The 17,703-nt window shown below is 65.9% G+C and carries 13 protein-coding genes; 9 read left to right on the forward strand and 4 right to left on the reverse strand.

Annotated features, from left to right (window positions below; all coding sequences use genetic code 11):
• The first annotated feature begins 327 nt into the window (after positions 1–327).
• The 9 genes from DIE03_RS24425 to truB all read left to right on the forward strand — a co-directional run bounded on the left by DIE03_RS24425 (position 328) and on the right by truB (position 12,473).
• Positions 328–1,230, forward strand: a complete 903-nt coding sequence (locus DIE03_RS24425; RefSeq protein WP_124454817.1) for a LysR family transcriptional regulator — start codon at positions 328–330, stop codon at positions 1,228–1,230.
• A 75-nt stretch (positions 1,231–1,305) separates the two neighbouring features.
• The gene (locus tag DIE03_RS24430) at positions 1,306–2,508 is read left to right on the forward strand and encodes a pyridoxal phosphate-dependent aminotransferase (RefSeq protein ID WP_124454819.1); all 1,203 of its coding nucleotides are present in this window, start codon (positions 1,306–1,308) and stop codon (positions 2,506–2,508) included.
• Between the two features lie 272 nt (positions 2,509–2,780).
• Complete coding sequence (gene scpB / locus DIE03_RS24435; RefSeq protein ID WP_124454821.1) at positions 2,781–3,806, forward strand: SMC-Scp complex subunit ScpB; 1,026 nt, start codon at positions 2,781–2,783, stop codon at positions 3,804–3,806.
• 60 nt (positions 3,807–3,866) lie between these two features.
• Entirely contained in the window at positions 3,867–5,609 is a 1,743-nt protein-coding gene (gene rluB / locus DIE03_RS24440; protein ID WP_124454823.1) for a 23S rRNA pseudouridine(2605) synthase RluB, read from the forward strand.
• Between the two features lie 460 nt (positions 5,610–6,069).
• A complete protein-coding gene (gene rimP, locus DIE03_RS24445; RefSeq protein ID WP_011351796.1) occupies positions 6,070–6,528 on the forward strand; it encodes a ribosome maturation factor RimP in 459 nt (152 codons plus the stop codon).
• Positions 6,528–8,003, forward strand: coding sequence for a transcription termination factor NusA (gene nusA / locus DIE03_RS24450; protein ID WP_048020756.1), 1,476 nt, complete (start codon positions 6,528–6,530; stop codon positions 8,001–8,003). Before rimP ends, nusA begins: the two co-directional genes overlap by 1 nt.
• A gap of 91 nt (positions 8,004–8,094) precedes the next feature.
• Positions 8,095–11,013: a translation initiation factor IF-2 gene (infB, locus tag DIE03_RS24455; RefSeq protein WP_124454825.1), complete on the forward strand. Its 2,919-nt coding sequence runs from the start codon at positions 8,095–8,097 to the stop codon at positions 11,011–11,013.
• A gap of 115 nt (positions 11,014–11,128) precedes the next feature.
• A complete protein-coding gene (gene rbfA / locus DIE03_RS24460; RefSeq protein ID WP_034190142.1) occupies positions 11,129–11,527 on the forward strand; it encodes a 30S ribosome-binding factor RbfA in 399 nt (132 codons plus the stop codon).
• Between the two features lie 13 nt (positions 11,528–11,540).
• Entirely contained in the window at positions 11,541–12,473 is a 933-nt protein-coding gene (truB, locus tag DIE03_RS24465) for a tRNA pseudouridine(55) synthase TruB (protein ID WP_124454827.1), read from the forward strand.
• A 96-nt stretch (positions 12,474–12,569) separates the two neighbouring features.
• Here truB and DIE03_RS24470 read toward each other — a convergent pair whose 3' ends face one another.
• The 4 genes from DIE03_RS24470 to DIE03_RS24485 all read right to left on the reverse strand — a co-directional run bounded on the left by DIE03_RS24470 (position 12,570) and on the right by DIE03_RS24485 (position 17,500).
• Positions 12,570–14,129 (reverse strand): DHA2 family efflux MFS transporter permease subunit, encoded by a 1,560-nt coding sequence (locus tag DIE03_RS24470; protein WP_124454829.1) that lies wholly within the window; start codon positions 14,127–14,129, stop codon positions 12,570–12,572.
• 28 nt (positions 14,130–14,157) lie between these two features.
• Positions 14,158–15,372, reverse strand: coding sequence for an efflux RND transporter periplasmic adaptor subunit (locus DIE03_RS24475; protein WP_124454831.1), 1,215 nt, complete (start codon positions 15,370–15,372; stop codon positions 14,158–14,160).
• A 52-nt stretch (positions 15,373–15,424) separates the two neighbouring features.
• Complete coding sequence (locus tag DIE03_RS24480; protein ID WP_124454833.1) at positions 15,425–16,921, reverse strand: efflux transporter outer membrane subunit; 1,497 nt, start codon at positions 16,919–16,921, stop codon at positions 15,425–15,427.
• An 87-nt stretch (positions 16,922–17,008) separates the two neighbouring features.
• On the reverse strand, positions 17,009–17,500 hold the full coding sequence (locus DIE03_RS24485) for a MarR family winged helix-turn-helix transcriptional regulator (RefSeq protein ID WP_124454835.1): 492 nt from the start codon (positions 17,498–17,500) through the stop codon (positions 17,009–17,011).
• Positions 17,501–17,703: the final 203 nt, after the last annotated feature.

Here is a 17,703-nt window from a genome sequence, read left to right on the forward strand (position 1 = left end):
CAGCGGTGTTTCTGCTCTTCCGTCCGACGAAACCTACGCCCTGTGCGCTAGGTGATGCACGAAGCGTGCCATGTCGGAGGTAAATCCCTCGAGAGCCGCTTGGCAGCGAGCTAACGGCTAAGTCAGCTAGGGGCGTATAAGACGCCAAAATAACCCGGCAGCAAATCGGGACAATCACCAATCTTGTGCAGTTCGCCCGCACCACGTGCGTTCGCGAATGTATTGCACCGCAGCGAAACATTCGCGGCAGGTGCCGGATTCGCACCTCGAGGCCGGATTCGCGCATTAAAATCGCGCATCGATATCGATGATTGATGAGGTCAGGAGATGAACGTCACGCTGCGCCAGCTTCGCGTATTCATCGAGGTCGCGCGGCTCAGGAGCTTCAGTCGCGCGGGCGACGAGATCGGGCTCACGCAGTCCGCGGTCAGCCGCTGCGTGCGCGAGCTCGAGGCCGAGCTCGGGCTGAAGCTGATCGACCGCACGACGCGCGACGTGCAGCTGACCGATGTTGGTGCGAACCTGATCGCGAGTGTGTCGCGCCTGATCGACGATCTCGACGACACGCTGCGCGAGATCCGCGAGATCGGCGAGCAGCGCCGCGGGCGCGTGATCGTCGCGGCGAGCCCGACGATCGCCTGCCGGCTGATGCCGCGTGTGGTTGCGTCGTGCGAGCGCCAGTTCCCGTTCGTGACGCTGGGCTTGCGCGACGACGTGCAGAGCGACGTCTTGCGCAAGGTGAAGTCGAGCGAAGTCGACTTCGGTGTCGTGATCGGGCCACTGACGGTCGCCGATCTCGTGTGCGAGCCGTTGATGACCGATTCGTTCTGTCTCGTCGCACGTGCCGACCATCCGCTCGCGGCACGGGCCGAGGTGCCGTGGACGGCGCTGGACGGCGAGCGCCTCGTGCTGCTCGACCACGCGTCGGGCAGCCGGCCGCTGATCGATGCCGCGCTGGCCGCCCATCACGTCAATGCGACTGTCATGCAGGAGCTCGGGCATTCGGCGACGGTGTTCGGGCTGGTCGAGGCGGGCGTCGGGGTGAGCGTGCAGCCGTGGCTGTCGTTGCCGCTCCCGGCCGGCTCGACGCTGGTCGCGCGGCCGCTCACGCCGCGCACCGAACGGACGGTCGAGCTGGTGCGCCGCCGCGACCGGTCGTTGTCACCTGCCGCGCAGGCGATCTGGGAGCTCGTGCGCCAGATGCCGGCGCGGGCGGAAGACCTCGACTGACGCGTGCCGACTTGCGCCGGCCGCGCTTGAGGGCCGGTACACTACGCGGATCGTGTTCGTCGACGGCGGTCCTCGATGGTGCAATCCGATGATTTTCTTCCCGGGACCGGCGAGCCGGCGGCGCGCGCGGCGGTGCAGGCGCTGCGTCCGTCGCTGATCCGGGAAGTGGCGAATGCCGGCTTCGGCGTGCCGGACATGCTGCCGTTCTGGTTCGGCGAATCCGATCGCGTGACGCCGGATTTCATCCGTGACGCCGCGGCGGCCGCACTGCGCGACGGTGCGACCTTTTATACGCACAACCTCGGCACCGCACCGCTGCGCGCGGCGATCGCGGCCTACGTCGGCGCGCGCCACGGCGCGACGGCGGCCGACACGGTGGCCGTGACGAGTTCCGGCGTGAGTGCGTTGATGCTGGCCGCGCAGATGCTGGTCGGTCCGGGGGGCCGCGTCGTCGCGGTCACGCCGCTGTGGCCGAATCTCGTCGAGATTCCGAAAATTCTCGGGGCGGAGATCGAATGCGTGCCACTCGACTATGGCGACGCGGGCTGGCGGCTCGATGTCGGGCGGCTGCTCGGCGCGCTGACGCCCGGGACGCGGATGCTGCTGATCAATTCGCCGAACAATCCGACCGGCTGGACGATGTCGCGCGACGATCAGCGGGCCGTGCTTGCCCATTGTCGCCGTCACGGCATCTGGCTGGTCGCCGATGAAGTGTACGAACGGCTCGCGTTCGATGCGGGCGGCGCGCCGTCGTTTCTCGACATCGCTGCGCGCGACGAGCGGGTCGTCGTCGTGAATTCGTTTTCAAAGGCGTGGGCGATGACGGGCTGGCGACTCGGATGGCTCGTCGCGCCGGCATCGGTGACGAGCGACCTGTCGAAGCTCGTCGAATACAACACGTCGTGCGCGCCGGGCTTCGTGCAGGCCGCGGGCGAAGTTGCGTTGCGCGACGGCGAGCCGTTCGTGCGGTCGTTCGTCGCGTCATTGCGCGACGCGCGCGATCACCTGGTTGCCGCGCTGCGGACGTTGCCCGACGTCGAAGTGCCGCCTCCGCCGGGCGCGATGTACCTGTTCCTGCGCCTGCCGGGCGCGGCCGACAGTCTCGCGTTCTGCAAGACGCTGGTTCGCGAGGCAGGCGTCGGCCTGGCGCCGGGGCGCGCGTTCGGCCCGGAGGGCGAGGGCTTCGTACGGTGGTGCTACGCGTGCGATCCGGCTCGACTGGACGCGGGCGTCGAGCGGCTGCGCCGGTTCCTCGCGCGCGGTTCGGCCGCCCGCTGAAGCAGGGCCGGAGCGCACACGCCGGGCTGGCGGCGGCCCGCTCGGCTCATCTTTACGCACCGGGCAATTTTGCGTAATATGGCGTTCAGTCACGCGGTTCCGTCGTTGAGCCGTGCTGTTCCGTCCGGTTTGGGCCTGGCCTGAAGTTGGTTCGCCGCCCCCGGTTCGTGCTCCCATCAATATGACCGATCAGAATCGGGCGAGCGCGTCTTCCGTTCCTTTCGTCTGTTTGTTGATCCGGTTCGTTTGACCACAGGGTCTGGCCTAGCTGCATGAATACCCAAGAGGCGAAGATCGTCCTCGAGACTGCTTTGATCTGCGCGCAGGAACCGCTGAAGCTCGGCGATTTGCGCAAGCTCTTTGCCGACGGCGTGTCGGCTGACACGGTCCGCACGTTGCTCGAAGATCTGAAACAGGATTGGTCCGGCCGCGGCGTCGAACTGGTGGCGCTCGCGACCGGATGGCGCTTCCAGAGCAAGCCGGCGATGCGTCATTATCTGGATCGCCTGCATCCCGAGAAACCGCCGAAGTATTCGCGCGCGGTGCTCGAGACGCTCGCGATCATCGCGTACCGGCAACCCGTCACGCGCGGCGACATCGAAGAGATTCGCGGCGTCACGGTCAACACGCAGGTGGTCAAGCAACTCGAGGATCGCGGCTGGATCGAGGTGATCGGCCATCGTGACGTGCCGGGGCGCCCGGCGCTGTATGCGACGACCAAGCAGTTTCTCGACGATCTCGGCCTGAAGGCGCTCGACGACCTGCCTGCGCTCGAAGAGCCGGCCGCGAACATCGAGGCCGAGCTGCTCGCGCAACAGGCCATGGATTTCGACGGTGACGTGCCGGTTGCCGGCGACGCAGCGGGCGATCTGCCGCAGGCGCTGGCGGACGACGCATCGGTTGGCCAGCCGGGCGATGCCGCGGCAGACGTCGCGTCGACGCAGGAAATTCCGAGCCGCGATACGCTCGAGGCTGATCGCGGGCACGCGGAACAAACGGAACAGGTTGGCGCCGAAGCAGTGCCGACCGATGTGCAGTCCGAGCCGCTGCGCGCGGATTGGAGCGAGGAAGATCGCAAGCCGGCCGCCGAAGCGGCTGCCGGAGACGGAGCGGAAGCGGCCGGCGTCATGCCTGGCGAGGCTGACCAGGCCAACGCGTCCCGTTCCCGTCCTGCGGACGACGAGATGCTGGACGACACGTCCGACAGTCTCGCGGATGCCGTACGAAGCGCCAGCGCGCCCATCGGCGCCGACGCGTTGCCGGACGACGAAGCAGAACCCGAACAGCGTCGCGCCTGATCGCGGCCAACATCTTGCCGCGCCCGCGCCGGGCGCGAGACCTGACATTTTGAGGTTGTTTTGACAGATATCCACGATATTGAATCGTCCGCGCCTGCCGTGCAGGCAGCACGCGCCGACGATGCGCCGGAGCAGGACGCTTCGGCCGGTGGCGACGAGCGTCCCCGCCGCGGTTTGCGGCGCGGCCCGCGCAGCCTGATCGCGCGGCGTCGCGCGGCAGCCAAGTCGAAGGGCGAAGGCGAGCAGCCGGGCGGCGAAGGCGCGGATGCGCAGCCGGCCGAGGCTGCCGAAGCGCAGCCGGCGCGTGCGCCGCGCAACAAGGAAGGTGCGGCCAAGGGCGGCCGCAAGCCGGCCGGCAAGCGCGAAGGTGCGGCCAAGTCCGGCCAGGGCCGGCGCGGTGCGCCGAAGGCCGAAGGCGGCCCGGCGAAGGCGGAAGGCGATGCGTCCCAGGACGAGCTGTTCGCGTACGTGACGTCGCCGGCATTCGACGCGGACAATTCCGCGGGCGGCAGCGGCGTGCGTGCGCCGATGCTGCGCCGCGGCCGCAACCAGCCGGCGAACAAGCGCGTGCTGTCGCCGGACGACGACGCGCCGAAGCTGCACAAGGTGCTGGCGGAGGCGGGCATGGGCTCGCGCCGCGAAATGGAAGAATTGATCGTCGCCGGTCGCGTGTCGGTGAACGGCGAGCCTGCACACATCGGCCAGCGCATCATGCCGACCGATCAGGTGCGGATCAACGGCAAGCCGGTCAAGCGCAAGCTGCCGAACAAGCCGCCGCGCGTGCTGCTGTACCACAAGCCGACGGGCGAGATCGTCAGCCACGCGGATCCGGAAGGCCGTCCGTCGGTGTTCGATCGCCTGCCGCCGATGAAGACGGCGAAATGGCTTGCGGTCGGCCGCCTCGACTTCAATACCGAAGGTCTGCTGATGCTGACGACTTCGGGCGATCTCGCGAACCGCTTCATGCACCCGCGCTACAGCGTCGAGCGCGAGTATGCGGTGCGTGTCGTCGGCGAGCTGGCTGAAGGGATGCGGCAGAAGCTGCTGCACGGCGTCGAGCTCGACGACGGCCCGGCGAATTTCCTGCGCATCCGCGATGGCGGCGGCGAAGGGACGAACCACTGGTACCACGTCGCGCTGGCCGAAGGCCGCAACCGCGAAGTGCGCCGGATGTTCGAGGCGGTCGGCCTGATGGTGAGCCGCCTGATCCGCACGCGTCACGGCCCGATCCCGCTGCCGCGCGGCCTGAAGCGCGGCCGCTGGGAAGAACTCGACGACGCACAGGTGCGCAAGCTGATGGCGACCGTCGGCCTGAAGGCGCCGACCGAGGAGAAGGGCAAGCGCGGCGGTACCGGCGCTGCCGAGCGCCGTCAGCCCGATCCGATGGAAACGTCGATGGGTTTCATCAGTCGTGAGCCGGTGCTGACGACGCACGGGCAACTCGACCAGCCGCGTCGCGGTGGCGGCCGGCGCGGCGCGCCTGGCCTGCCGGGTCTGAGCGGCTACGGCAGCCTGCCGGTTTCGCCGTCGGGCTACGGTAACCGTGCCGGCGGCGGTCGCGATGGCAACCGCGGTGGCATGGGCGGTCGCGACGGCAACCGTGCGGGCGGCGGCCGCGATGTCGACGGCAATCGCGCGTCGTACGGTGCAGGCCCCAAGCGCGAAGGCGCGGGCGGCAAGCGGGGCGGCAGCAAGGGCGGCGGCAATCGCAATCCGAACGGCAATCGCGCTGAAGGCGCCGGCAACGGCGGCGGTCCGCGCGGCGGCCAGCGTCCGCAGCGCAGCCGCACGCGCAGCCGCTGAACATATATCGGCGCACGGCGGCGCAAAGCCGCCGGCGTGCCGGCCCGATCGGCATCCCGCCGGTTTTGACGGCACGACGCAATGCGCCGATCGCTTTCGACTATATATATGTCGCGTGCCGCTGCATTGCAGTCGGCATGACCGATCTCCGGCCCGGCAGGATGGCGTGCCGGCTGATCGGATAACCCGATTTCGCATTTTTGGGTCGGTAAAGGCGGGCGACGCGCTGCTTTTACCGGCTGGCTTGGCGTTTGCGCCAAAAATCGCTATAATCGCGGAGTCGCTGGGCGTACGGATTCAATGTGCGGCTCAGGTGCGACCACCAGTAAGAAGATGGGCGTTCCGCCCATTTTTTTTTGCTGAAACGGTTAGGCATCTCGGGTAGCGCTTCCTGCGCCGGCTAAGGCGCGCGCCCGCGGGTGAATCGCGAGCGGCGGGCGCGAACACCTGAGAGGACACAGTGCAACTGACGGAACTGATAGAAACCACGGTCACCGGGCTCGGCTACGAGCTGGTGGATCTCGAGCGCACCGGGCGCGGCATGCTTTGCATCTATATCGATCAGCCTGCCGGCATCTCGCTCGAAGATTGCGAAAAGGTCACGCGTCAGCTCCAGCACGTCTTGACGGTCGAAAACATCGATTACGAACGGCTCGAAGTCTCGTCCCCGGGGCTCGACCGCCCGTTGAAGAAGCTGGCCGACTTCGAGCGCTTCGCTGGCAGCGAAGTCTCCGTGACCTTGAAAAAGCCGCTGGACGGGCGCAAGACGTACCGGGGCATTCTGCACGCGCCGAATGGCGAAACGATCGGTTTGGAATTTGAGGGGAAGAAGGGCGAGGCAGCCATGCTGGATTTCACGCTGGCCGATATCGACAAAGCCCGCCTGATTCCGCAAGTTGACTTTAGGAGCCGCAAATAATGAGTCGCGAAGTGTTGATGCTGGTGGATGCGCTGGCGCGCGAGAAAAACGTCGACAAGGATGTGGTGCTGGGCGCCCTCGAGGCTGCGCTCGCTTCCGCTTCCAAGAAGCTGTTCGACGAAGGCGCCGAAATCCGCGTCCATATCGATCGCGAAAGCGGCGAGCACGAAACCTTCCGTCGCTGGCTCGTCGTGCCCGACGAGGCAGGCTTGCAGGAGCCGGATCGCGAGATCCTGCTGTTCGAAGCGCGTGAGCAGAAGCCCGACGTCGAAGTCGGCGAATATGTCGAGGAACCCGTTCCGTCGATCGAGTTCGGCCGCATCGGCGCGCAGGCCGCGAAGCAGGTGATCCTGCAGAAGGTGCGCGACGCGGAGCGCGAGCAGATCCTGAACGACTACCTCGAGCGTGGCGAAAAGATCATGACCGGTACGGTGAAGCGCCTCGACAAGGGCAACTTCATCGTCGAATCGGGCCGTGTCGAGGCGCTGCTGCGCCGCGATCAGCTGATCCCGAAGGAAAACCTGCGCGTGGGCGACCGTGTGCGTGCGTACATCGCGAAGGTCGACCGCACCGCGCGCGGCCCGCAGATCGAGCTGTCGCGTACGGCGCCCGAGTTCCTGATGAAGCTGTTCGAGATGGAAGTGCCGGAAATCGAGCAGGGCCTGCTCGAGATCAAGGCGGCTGCCCGTGATCCGGGCGTGCGCGCGAAGATCGGCGTGATCGCCTACGACAAGCGGATCGATCCGATCGGCACCTGCGTCGGCATCCGCGGTTCGCGCGTGCAGGCCGTGCGCAACGAGCTCGGTGGCGAAAACATCGACATCGTGCTATGGTCGGAGGATCCCGCCCAGTTCGTGATCGGCGCGCTCGCGCCGGCAGCTGTCCAGTCGATCGTCGTCGATGAAGAAAAGCATTCGATGGACGTCGTCGTCGACGAGAACGAGCTGGCTGTCGCGATCGGCCGCAGTGGTCAGAACGTTCGCCTCGCCGGTGAACTGACCGGCTGGCAAATCAACATCATGACGCCGGACGAATCCGCCCTGAAGCAGGGTGAAGAGCGCGACCGGCTGCGTGCACTGTTCATGGCGCGTCTCGACGTCGACGAAGAAGTTGCCGACATCCTGATCGACGAAGGCTTCACGAGCCTCGAAGAGATCGCCTATGTGCCGCTCAACGAAATGCTCGAAATCGAAGCGTTCGACGAGGACACCGTGCACGAACTGCGCAACCGCGCACGCGACGCGCTGCTGACGATGGCTATCGCGAACGAAGAAAAGGTCGAGAACGCCGCGCTGGATCTCAAGAGCCTCGACGGCATCACGCCGGAGCTGCTCGCGAAGCTGGCCGAACACGGTGTGCAGACGCGGGACGATCTCGCCGAGCTTGCAGTGGATGAACTGGTCGACCTGACCGGAATGGAAGAGGATGCCGCTAAGGCGTTGATCATGAAAGCACGTGAACATTGGTTCCAGTGAGAAATGACCATGGCGCACTGATTTGATGGCGGCCGTATGGCCTGACCCGATGCTAACCGCAAGGAATCGGTCCTTGCACTAAGAGGAATGAATGGCGAGTAACAACGTAGCCCAATTTGCCGCGGAACTGAAAATGCCTGCTGGTGTGCTGCTCGAACAGCTGCAGGCAGCGGGCGTCCAGAAAGCGAGTGAAGACGATGCGCTGTCCGAAACGGACAAGGCGCGTCTGCTCGATCATTTGCGCAAGTCGCACGGCGCAACCGACGGCGACAAGCGCAAGATCACGCTGACCCGCAAGCATACGTCGGAGATCAAGCAATCTGACGCGACGGGCAAGGCTCGCACCATTCAGGTCGAGGTCCGCAAGAAGCGCACGTTCGTCAAACGCGACGACGTGAGCGAGGGTGCGGAACAGGGTCAGGCGCAGGTCGCCGAAGCGGACGACGATGCCGAACTGAAGCGTCGCGAGGAAGAAGCGCGCCGCGAGGCCGAGCTGCTCGAGAAGCAGGCGCAGGAACTGCGCGAGCGCCAGGAGCGCCTGGAGCGCGAAGAAGCCGAACGCCGCGCCCGCGAGGAAGCGGCTGAAGCCGAGCGCCGTCGCGCCGAGGAAGAAGCGGCGACGAAGCGTGCCGCGGCCGAAGCTGCCGCAGCACAGCAGCAGGCGGCAGCGCAGCAGGCCGCCGCGGCCGAGCAGGAAACGGCAAGCGCACAGTCCGCGCAGGACGAAGCCCGTGCGGCCGCCGAACGTGCGGCCCAGCGCGAAGCGGCGAAGAAGGCCGAGGACGCAGCCCGCGAGGCGGCGGACAAGGCGCGCGCCGAGCAGGAAGAGATCAGCAAGCGTCGCGCGGCGGCAGAAGCCGAAGCACGCGCGATCCGCGAAATGATGAACACGCCGCGCAAGGCCGTGGTCAAGGCAGTCGAGCCGCCGAAGCCGGTCGAGCCGCCGAAGCCGGCCGAAGCGAAGGGTACGCTGCACAAGCCGGCGAAGCCGGAAGGCGCGCAGGCGCGTCCGGCCGTGAAGAAGCCGGCCGGTGCTGCCACCCCGGCAACAACGCAGGCGCCGGCAGGCGCGGGCGACCGCAACAAGAAGCCGGGCGCAGGCAAGGGCGGCTGGCAGGACGACGCGTCGAAGCGCCGCGGCATCAAGACGCGCGGCGATTCGAGCGGCGGTGTCGACCGCGGCTGGCGCGGCGGCCCGAAGGGTCGCGGCCGTCACCAGGACAGCTCGACGTTCCAGGCGCCGACCGAACCGATCGTCCGTGAAGTGCACGTGCCGGAAACCGTGTCGGTTGCCGATCTCGCGCACAAGATGTCGATCAAGGCCTCCGAAGTCATCAAGGTGATGATGAAGATGGGCCAGATGGTCACGATCAACCAGGTGCTGGACCAGGAAACGGCGATGATCATCGTCGAGGAACTGGGCCACCGCGCGGTTGCCGCGAAGCTGGACGATCCGGAAGCGCTGCTCGTCGAAGGCGAAACGGGTACCGATGCGGAGCAACTGCCGCGTCCGCCGGTCGTCACGGTCATGGGTCACGTCGACCACGGCAAGACCTCGCTGCTCGACCACATCCGCCGCGCGAAGGTTGCCGCTGGCGAAGCGGGCGGCATTACGCAGCACATCGGCGCTTATCACGTCGACACGCCGCGTGGCGTCATCACGTTCCTCGATACGCCGGGTCACGAAGCGTTCACGGCAATGCGTGCACGCGGCGCGAAGGCGACCGACATCGTGGTGCTGGTGGTGGCAGCCGACGACGGCGTGATGCCGCAGACGAAGGAAGCCATCGCCCATGCGAAGGCGGGTGGTGTGCCGATCGTCGTGGCGATCAACAAGATCGACAAGCCGGACGCAAACCCCGATCGCGTCAAGCAGGAGCTGGTCGCGGAAGGCGTCGTGCCGGAAGAGTACGGTGGCGATTCGCCGTTCGTGCCGGTGTCGGCCAAGACGGGCGCGGGTATCGACGATCTGCTCGAGAACGTGCTGCTGCAGGCCGAAGTGCTGGAACTGAAGGCACCGGTCGAAGCGCCGGCCAAGGGCATCGTGATCGAAGCGAAGCTCGACAAGGGTAAAGGCCCGGTCGCGACGATCCTCGTGCAGTCCGGTACGCTGAACCGCGGTGACATCGTGCTGGCCGGTACCGCTTACGGCCGTGTTCGGGCGATGCTCGACGAGAACGGCAAGCCGGCGAAGGAAGCCGGCCCGTCGATCCCGGTCGAAATCCAGGGTCTGTCGGAAGTGCCGGGCGCCGGTGAAGAAGTGATCGTGCTGCCGGACGAGCGCAAGGCGCGTGAAATCGCCTTGTTCCGCCAGGGCAAGTTCCGCGACGTGAAGCTGGCGAAGCAGCAGGCCGCGAAGCTGGAAAGCATGCTCGAACAGATGGGCGAAGGCGAAGTGCAGAACCTGCCGCTCATCATCAAGGCAGACGTGCAGGGTTCGCAGGAAGCACTCGTGCAGTCGCTGCTCAAGCTGTCGACCGACGAAGTGCGCGTACAGATCGTGCACAGCGCGGTGGGCGGCATCAGCGAAAACGACGTCAACCTCGCGACGGCATCGAAGGCGGTCATCATCGGCTTCAACACGCGTGCGGATGCACAGGCACGCAAGCTGGCCGAGGCGAACGGCATCGACATCCGTTACTACAACATCATCTATGACGCAGTGGATGAGGTGAAGGCGGCAATGTCGGGCATGCTGGCACCGGAGAAGCGCGAAGTCATCACCGGCATGGTCGAGGTGCGCCAGGTCTTCAAGGTGCCGAAGATCGGTGCGGTCGCCGGCTGTATGGTGACGGACGGTATCGTCAAGCGCTCGTCGTCGGTGCGCGTGCTGCGCAACAACGTCGTGATCTTCACGGGCGAACTCGAATCGCTGAAGCGTTTCAAGGACGACGTGAAGGAAGTGAAGCAAGGCTTCGAGTGCGGTATGTCGGTGAAGAACTTCAACGACATCGTCGAAGGCGACCAGTTCGAAGTCTTCGAAGTGACCGAAGTCGCACGGACGCTGTAATCGTCGCGTAACGGCTCATGGGGCGGGGCAGGCTTGGGCCTGTCCCGCCCATTTTCATGGTGGCGTGCCGACAATGGCCGTCGCTTTATCCTGATAAACGGATCACGGATCGATCATGTCCAGGAAACGTACTTCCCCCAATCGCAACGTTCAGATCGCCGACCAGATTCAGCGCGATCTGTCCGAACTCATCATGCGCGAGGTCAAAGACCCGCGTATCGGCATCGTGACCATCCAGAGCGTGGAGCTCACGCCGGACTACGCGCACGCGAAGGTCTACTTCACTGCGCTCACCGGCGATCCGGAAAAGACGCAGGAGGCGCTGAATCACGCGTCGGGTCACCTGCACAACCTGCTGTTCAAGCGCCTGCACATTCACACGGTGCCGACGCTGCATTTCCATTACGACCAGACGATCGAGAAGGCCGTCGAGATGTCGCGCCTGATCAAGGAAGCGAACTCGACGCGCGCGAAGGACGACGACGAGGCCGACGCGCCGGCCAAGGACGACTGAACTCGACCGGCCTATGACGACTGCAGCACCCCAACGTCCGCGCGTGCCCCGGCGCATGCTGGACGGCGTCCTCCTGCTCGACAAACCGGTCGGCCTGTCGAGCAACGATGCGCTGATTCGCGCGAAGCGCCTGCTCCTCGCGAAGAAAGCCGGTCACACCGGCACGCTCGATCCGCTGGCGTCGGGCCTGCTGCCGCTGTGTTTCGGCGAGGCGACCAAGTTCTCGCAGGACTTGCTCGAGGCTGACAAGACCTACGAAGCGACGATGCGTCTTGGCCAGCGCACGGCCACCGGCGATGCGGAAGGCGACGTGATCGACACGCGGCCCGTCGAATGCGACCGGGCCGCGGTGGAAGCCGCGCTCGTGCGTTTCACTGGCGAGATCGTGCAGGTGCCGCCGATGTATTCGGCGCTCAAGCGCGACGGCAAGCCGTTGTACGAATACGCGCGCGCGGGCCAGACCGTCGAGCGGGAAGGCCGCAACGTGACGATCCAAGTACTCGAGCTGCTCGCTTGCGAGCTGCCCGACGTGACGTTTCGCGTGACCTGCAGCAAGGGCACGTACGTGCGTACGCTCGCGGAAGATATCGGCGAGGCGCTCGGTTGCGGTGCGCATCTGACGATGCTGCGTCGCACGGGCGTCGGTGCGCTGACGCTCGAACACGCGGTGACGCTCGATGCGCTGTCGGATGCGGCCGAATCGGCGCGTGATGCGTGGCTCCAGCCGGTCGATGCGTTGCTGTCGACATTCCCGTCCGTTCGTCTCGACGATGCGTCCGCGAAGCGGTTCCTGCATGGCCAGCGCCTGCCGCTGTCGGAACTCGGGCCGATCGAGGCGGCTGACGGCGAGCGCGTGCGCGTGTACGACGCCACGCGGCTGCTCGGCGTGGCACGCAAGGCGAATGGCGTGCTGGCACCGGAACGGCTCGTCGTGACGGCGGCCTGATGTAGCGGCGCCAATGCGCCGCAATCGGCACAAGAAAAAGCCCGGTCGAATCGACCGGGCTTTTTTGTTTGATGCGTCAGCGTTGCGGCATCGTGCTCAGTGCGCCGCCGATGCGGCCGCCCCGGCATCGCCGCCGCCCGCGCGTTCGGGCTTGGTGATCCAGATCAGTCCGATCAGCAATACGAAGATCGCCGCCGAGATGTAGAACAGATCGTTCACGCCGAGCTGTGCGGCCTGCTGCGTCGCCAGGTTGTTGATGAGCCCGTGTGCCTGGTCCGGCGTCAACCCGAGGTTGCCCATCTGCGTGACGGCCTGGTTGAACGTCGGGTTGTACGGGTTCGCCTGCTCGACCAGTTGCGCGTGATGGAAGTTGTTGCGATGGTCCCACGCGGTCTGGAAGATTGACGTGCCGATGCCGCCGCACATGATCCGCACGAAGTTCGACAGGCCGGACGCCGCAGGAATGCGGTGGCCGGGCAGGCCGGACAACGTGATCGACACAAGCGGGATGAAGAAGCCGGCCATCGCGATACCTTGCACGAGCGTCGGCAGCGTCAGCGACCATTCGTCGACGCCCGTCGTATAACGCGAGCGCATCCAGAAGCACAGCGCAAACGTCAGGAACGACGCCGTCGAGATGAAGCGCGGATCGGTGCGCGGCAGATACTTCCCGGTGAGTGGCGACAACAGGATGGCGAACAACCCGACCGGCGCCATCACGAGGCCGGCGTCGGTCGCGGTGTAGCCGATCTGGGTCTGCAGCCACAGCGGTAACAGCACGAGATTGCCGAAGTACAGGCCGTACCCGATCGACAGCGCGACCGTCCCGCCGGTGAAGTTCCGTATGCGGAACAGCGACAGGTCGACGACCGGGTGCTCGGCGGTCAGCTCCCAGATGACGAAGAACGCGAATGCAATGATGGCGGTCAGCGCGAGCACGACGATGGTCGTCGACGCGAACCAGTCGAGATCCTTGCCCTTGTCGAGCATGATCTGCAGCGAGCCGACCCAGACGACCAGCAGCGCGAGGCCGACGCCGTCGATCGGCGCGCGGCGTACGGCTGACTCCCGATCGCGGTAGATCATCCACGTCGCGGCGGCGGCGGCAATGCCGACCGGGATGTTGACGTAGAAGATCCACGGCCACGAGTAGTTGTCCGAGATCCAGCCGCCCAGGATCGGGCCGGCGACCGGTGCGATCAGCGTCGTCATTGCCCATAGTGCGAGCGCCATCGGTGCCTTCGCGCGCGGATAGCTCGACAGCAGGAGCGCTTGCGACAACGGAATCATCGGGCCCGCGACCGCGCCCTGCAGCACGCGCGATGCGAGCAGAAACGGCAGGCTCGGCGCGAGGCCGCACATCCACGACGAGATGACGAACAGGATGATCGAGGCGAGGAACAGGCGGACCTGCCCGAAGCGATCGGTCAGCCAGCCCGTCAGCGGCACCGAGATCGCGTTTGCAACCGCGAACGACGTGATGACCCACGTGCCCTGGTCGGACGATACGCCGAGATCGCCCGAGATGGTCGGGATCGCGACGTTCGCGATGGACGTGTCGAGCACGTTCATGAACACCGCGAGCGATACCGCGACCGTCCCGAGCAAAAGTTTCCCGCCCTGCAAGGGCGGGTAGGAGACAGGAGCCTGTGCCATGTCGGTTGTCTTTCCGGAGTCGGAACGATTACATCATTTTCGCGGCGCTGGTCGGCTTCGCCGCGACGGGGGCCGACGCGTTGCCGCCTGCGTTCTCGGCGATGATGCGCGCGATTTCGGCGTCGGCTTCGTCACCATACTTCGCGAACACGTTGGTCTCGTAGACGGTATTCGGCGCGTTGACGAGCTGGTCGCCGCGTTCATCCTTGATGTCCACGTCGACCTGCATCGACAGGCCGATGCGCAGCGGATGCTTGTCGAGATCCTTCGGGTCGAGCTCGATCCGCACCGGCAGGCGCTGCACGACCTTGATCCAGTTGCCGGTCGCATTCTGCGCCGGCAGCAGCGAGAACGCCGAGCCCGTACCGGCCGAGAAGCCGACGACCTTGCCGTGGTAGGTGACCGACGAGCCGTAGATATCGGCCGTCATCTCGACCGGCTGGCCGATGCGCATGTGCTTCAGCTGGACTTCCTTGAAGTTCGCATCGACCCACACAGCGTTCAGCGGCACCACCGACATCAGCGGCGTGCCCGGCGACACGCGCTGGCCGACCTGCACCGAGCGCTTCGCGACGTAGCCGGTGACCGGCGCCGGCAGCACGTTACGCGCATTCGCGAGGTACGCGTCGCGGACCTTCGCGGCGGCGGCCATCACGTTCGGGTGCGATGCGATCGTCGTGTTTGCGGTCAGCGCGCGATTCGACGCGAGCTGCTGCTGCGCGGCGTCGACCGATGCCTGCGCGGCCTTCACGGCGTCGCGTGCATGCGAGATTTCTTCCTGCGACACGGCGCCCGTCTGCGCGACGGCCACGCGGCGACGCAGGTCGTCCTGGGCCTTCGACAGGTCGGACTGGCGCAGCGCGACCTGCGCGCGGTATTGATCGTCGTTGACGAACAGGCCGCGCACCTGGCGCACCGTCTGCGCGAGGTTGGCTTCCGCCTGCTGCAGCGCGACCTGCGAATCGGCCGGGTCGAGCACGACCAGCGGGTCGCCGGACTTGACCGTCTGCGTGTCGTCCGCCTTCACGGCGATCACGGTGCCGGTGACCTGCGGCGTGATCTGCACGACGTTGCCGTTCACGTACGCATCGTCGGTGCCTTCATGGAAGCGGGCGACGAGGAAGTAATAGAGGCCGTACGCGATGGCCGCGATCACGATGACCGCGACGAGCAGCGTCATCATTCGCTTGCGCTTGCCGTTGTTCTGCGGCTGCGCGCTGGCCGCGTTTTGTTGGTCGCTCATGGCGATTTTCTCCGTCCGTTATTTCGAGTGTCTGCGTAGTGGTGGCGCCGGATCAGTTGGCGGCCTGTTTTGTCGGCTTGGCTGCGTCGGGCGCGGCGAGCGGCGTACCGGTCGCATCGAACCCGCCGCCCAGCGCCTTGATCAGTGCGAGCTGCATGTCGCGACGGCGCATCTTCAGGTTGGTCACCGTCTGCTCGGAGGCGAGGCGGTTGCTGTCTGCGGTCAGCACCTGCAGTTGCGGCGACAGGCCGGCCTTGTAGCGGATCACCGCGAGATCGTAGGCGCGCGTCGACGCGTCGAGCGCGTTCTGCGCGTCGCCCATCTGGCGGTCGATCGCGCGGATCGATGCAACTTGCGTCGCGACGTCGTTCAGCGCGCTGATCAACGTCTGGTTGTAGTTCGCCACCGACAGGTCGAAGTCCGCATAGCGGCCCTTGAGCTGCGCGCGCAGCGCGCCGGCGTCGAAGATCGGCAGGTGGATCGCCGGGCCGAACTGGGCCTGGCGGCTCGCGAAGTTCAGGAATTTGCCCCAGCCGAACGCATCGAAACCGAAGCCGGCCGCGAGGTTCACGTCGGGGTAGAACTCGGCCTTCGCTTCCTTGACGTCGTGCATCGCGGCCTCGACCTGCCAGCGCGCGGCGACGATGTCGGGGCGGCGCGACACGAGATCGGCCGGCAGGTTGCCGGGCAGCGCGACCTCAGCAGTCGGGTTCATCACGGGCGCGGCGATCTGCAGCCCGCGATCCGGACCCTTGCCGAGCAGTGCGGCGAGCTGGTAGCGCACCGTCGTGATCTGGCCGTCGAGGTCCGACAGCGAAGCCTGCGTCGTCGCGATGTTGCCGCGGGCCGTCTGGCGTTCGACGTTGGTATCGAGGCCGGCCGACACGCGGCCGTCGGTGATCTTGCCGACCGTTTGGCGGTTGGTGATCTCGCGTTGCGCGATGTCGCGCAGCGCATAGAGTTGCGCGAGCGAGTTGTAGGTGCGTGCGACCGACGACGCGAGCGTGATGCGCGCCTGCTGCATGTCGGCTTCCGCGGACTTTTCCTGCGACACGGCGGTGTGCAGCCGTTCGCGGTTCTTGCCCCACAGGTCGAGTTCCCAAGACGCGCTCGCGAGCGCGTTGTTCTCGCTGTACCACTGGCCGCCGTACGGGGGCGGGAACAGCGCGTTCGACGAATACAGCTCGCGCGTCCACGAATAGCTCGCCTCGGCCTTCGGCATCAGGTTCGAACGCGACGATTCGATGTACGACGACGCCTTCGCGATGCGTGCCTGCGCCTGCGCGATCGACGGATTGCCCTGCAGCGCTTCGTCGATCAGCTTCGGCAGTTGCGGATCGCCGAACTGGTTGGCCCAGTCGAGCGCCGGCCACTGGCCGCCCTGGGCCGGGATGCTCTGGGCGGACTCGAATTGCGATGCGGGTGCGATCTGCTTGTCGCTCTTGATGCCGATGTAGTTTGCGCAGCCTGCCAGTGCGAATGCGGCGACCGCGGCGGCAACGGCAGCGCGGTACGACCCGCCGCGCACGGACAACGGGGAGGATTTCATCGCGCTGACCCCTGACTCGGAATGAATGATGGACACTGCAAGGATTTCCTTACATTAATCTGTCAAAAGTAATTGTTATGGCAACTATTACGCGATGCTGCTGCCGGCCGTCTCGCAATAGTTGCTGAGAATGCGGCGCAGCATGCTCTTCAGGAACCCGACTTCTTCCGGCGTAAACCCGTCCAGCACCTGGTCGAGCACGCTGCGGAAAATGGGCGGCAGCCGTTCGGCGAGCGCACGGCCCTCGTCGGTCAGTTCGAGGCGGACGACGCGACGATCCTCGATGCTGCGCACGCGGGACAGCAGGCCGCGTTTCTCGACCCGGTCGAGCAGGCGCGTGACCGCGCTCGCATCGATCCCGTATTCGCGCGCGAGCTCGGCGGCCGTCGAGCATTTGCCGACCGCGATCATGAACAGCATGCTCGCCTGCGTGCCCGTGATGCCGAGCTCTTCCTGCGTGCGTTGCGTGACGAGGTTGGTCATCACGGATTTCACGCGCGACATCAGATAACCGACGCTGTCGTTCATCTGATACGTGGACAGCGGCGAAACGGGCGGTTGGGTAGAAGAATCCGACATAAAACCCTGAAGCTGCAATAGTTGACTAGGCAGCAGTATAGGCACAATTGCTTGCCGCGGCAAATGTTAATCGAACGGCAACGGGTGCGCTTTGCAGTGCGAAAATCCCTTGCACGAGTAAGGTTTATTGGCTGCCGGGCGGCGGCACGTTCGAATGCTTCGCCGGTTCGAGGGGCGGACGGACGGGCGCGGTTTTGTCGCGT

It is taken from the genome of Burkholderia sp. Bp8992 (assembly GCF_003853705.1).
Taxonomy (GTDB): domain Bacteria; phylum Pseudomonadota; class Gammaproteobacteria; order Burkholderiales; family Burkholderiaceae; genus Burkholderia.

Coding starts and splice junctions, on each gene's coding strand:
- DIE03_RS24425 (WP_124454817.1), top strand. CDS start 328: ATGAACGTCACGCTGCGCCAGCTTCGCGTATTCATCGAGGTCGCGCGG.
- DIE03_RS24430 (WP_124454819.1), top strand. CDS start 1,306: ATGGTGCAATCCGATGATTTTCTTCCCGGGACCGGCGAGCCGGCGGCG.
- scpB (WP_124454821.1), top strand. CDS start 2,781: ATGAATACCCAAGAGGCGAAGATCGTCCTCGAGACTGCTTTGATCTGC.
- nusA (WP_048020756.1), top strand. CDS start 6,528: ATGAGTCGCGAAGTGTTGATGCTGGTGGATGCGCTGGCGCGCGAGAAA.
- infB (WP_124454825.1), top strand. CDS start 8,095: ATGGCGAGTAACAACGTAGCCCAATTTGCCGCGGAACTGAAAATGCCT.
- rbfA (WP_034190142.1), top strand. CDS start 11,129: ATGTCCAGGAAACGTACTTCCCCCAATCGCAACGTTCAGATCGCCGAC.
- truB (WP_124454827.1), top strand. CDS start 11,541: ATGACGACTGCAGCACCCCAACGTCCGCGCGTGCCCCGGCGCATGCTG.
- DIE03_RS24470 (WP_124454829.1), bottom strand. CDS start 14,129: ATGGCACAGGCTCCTGTCTCCTACCCGCCCTTGCAGGGCGGGAAACTT.
- DIE03_RS24475 (WP_124454831.1), bottom strand. CDS start 15,372: ATGAGCGACCAACAAAACGCGGCCAGCGCGCAGCCGCAGAACAACGGC.
- DIE03_RS24480 (WP_124454833.1), bottom strand. CDS start 16,921: ATGAAATCCTCCCCGTTGTCCGTGCGCGGCGGGTCGTACCGCGCTGCC.
- DIE03_RS24485 (WP_124454835.1), bottom strand. CDS start 17,500: ATGTCGGATTCTTCTACCCAACCGCCCGTTTCGCCGCTGTCCACGTAT.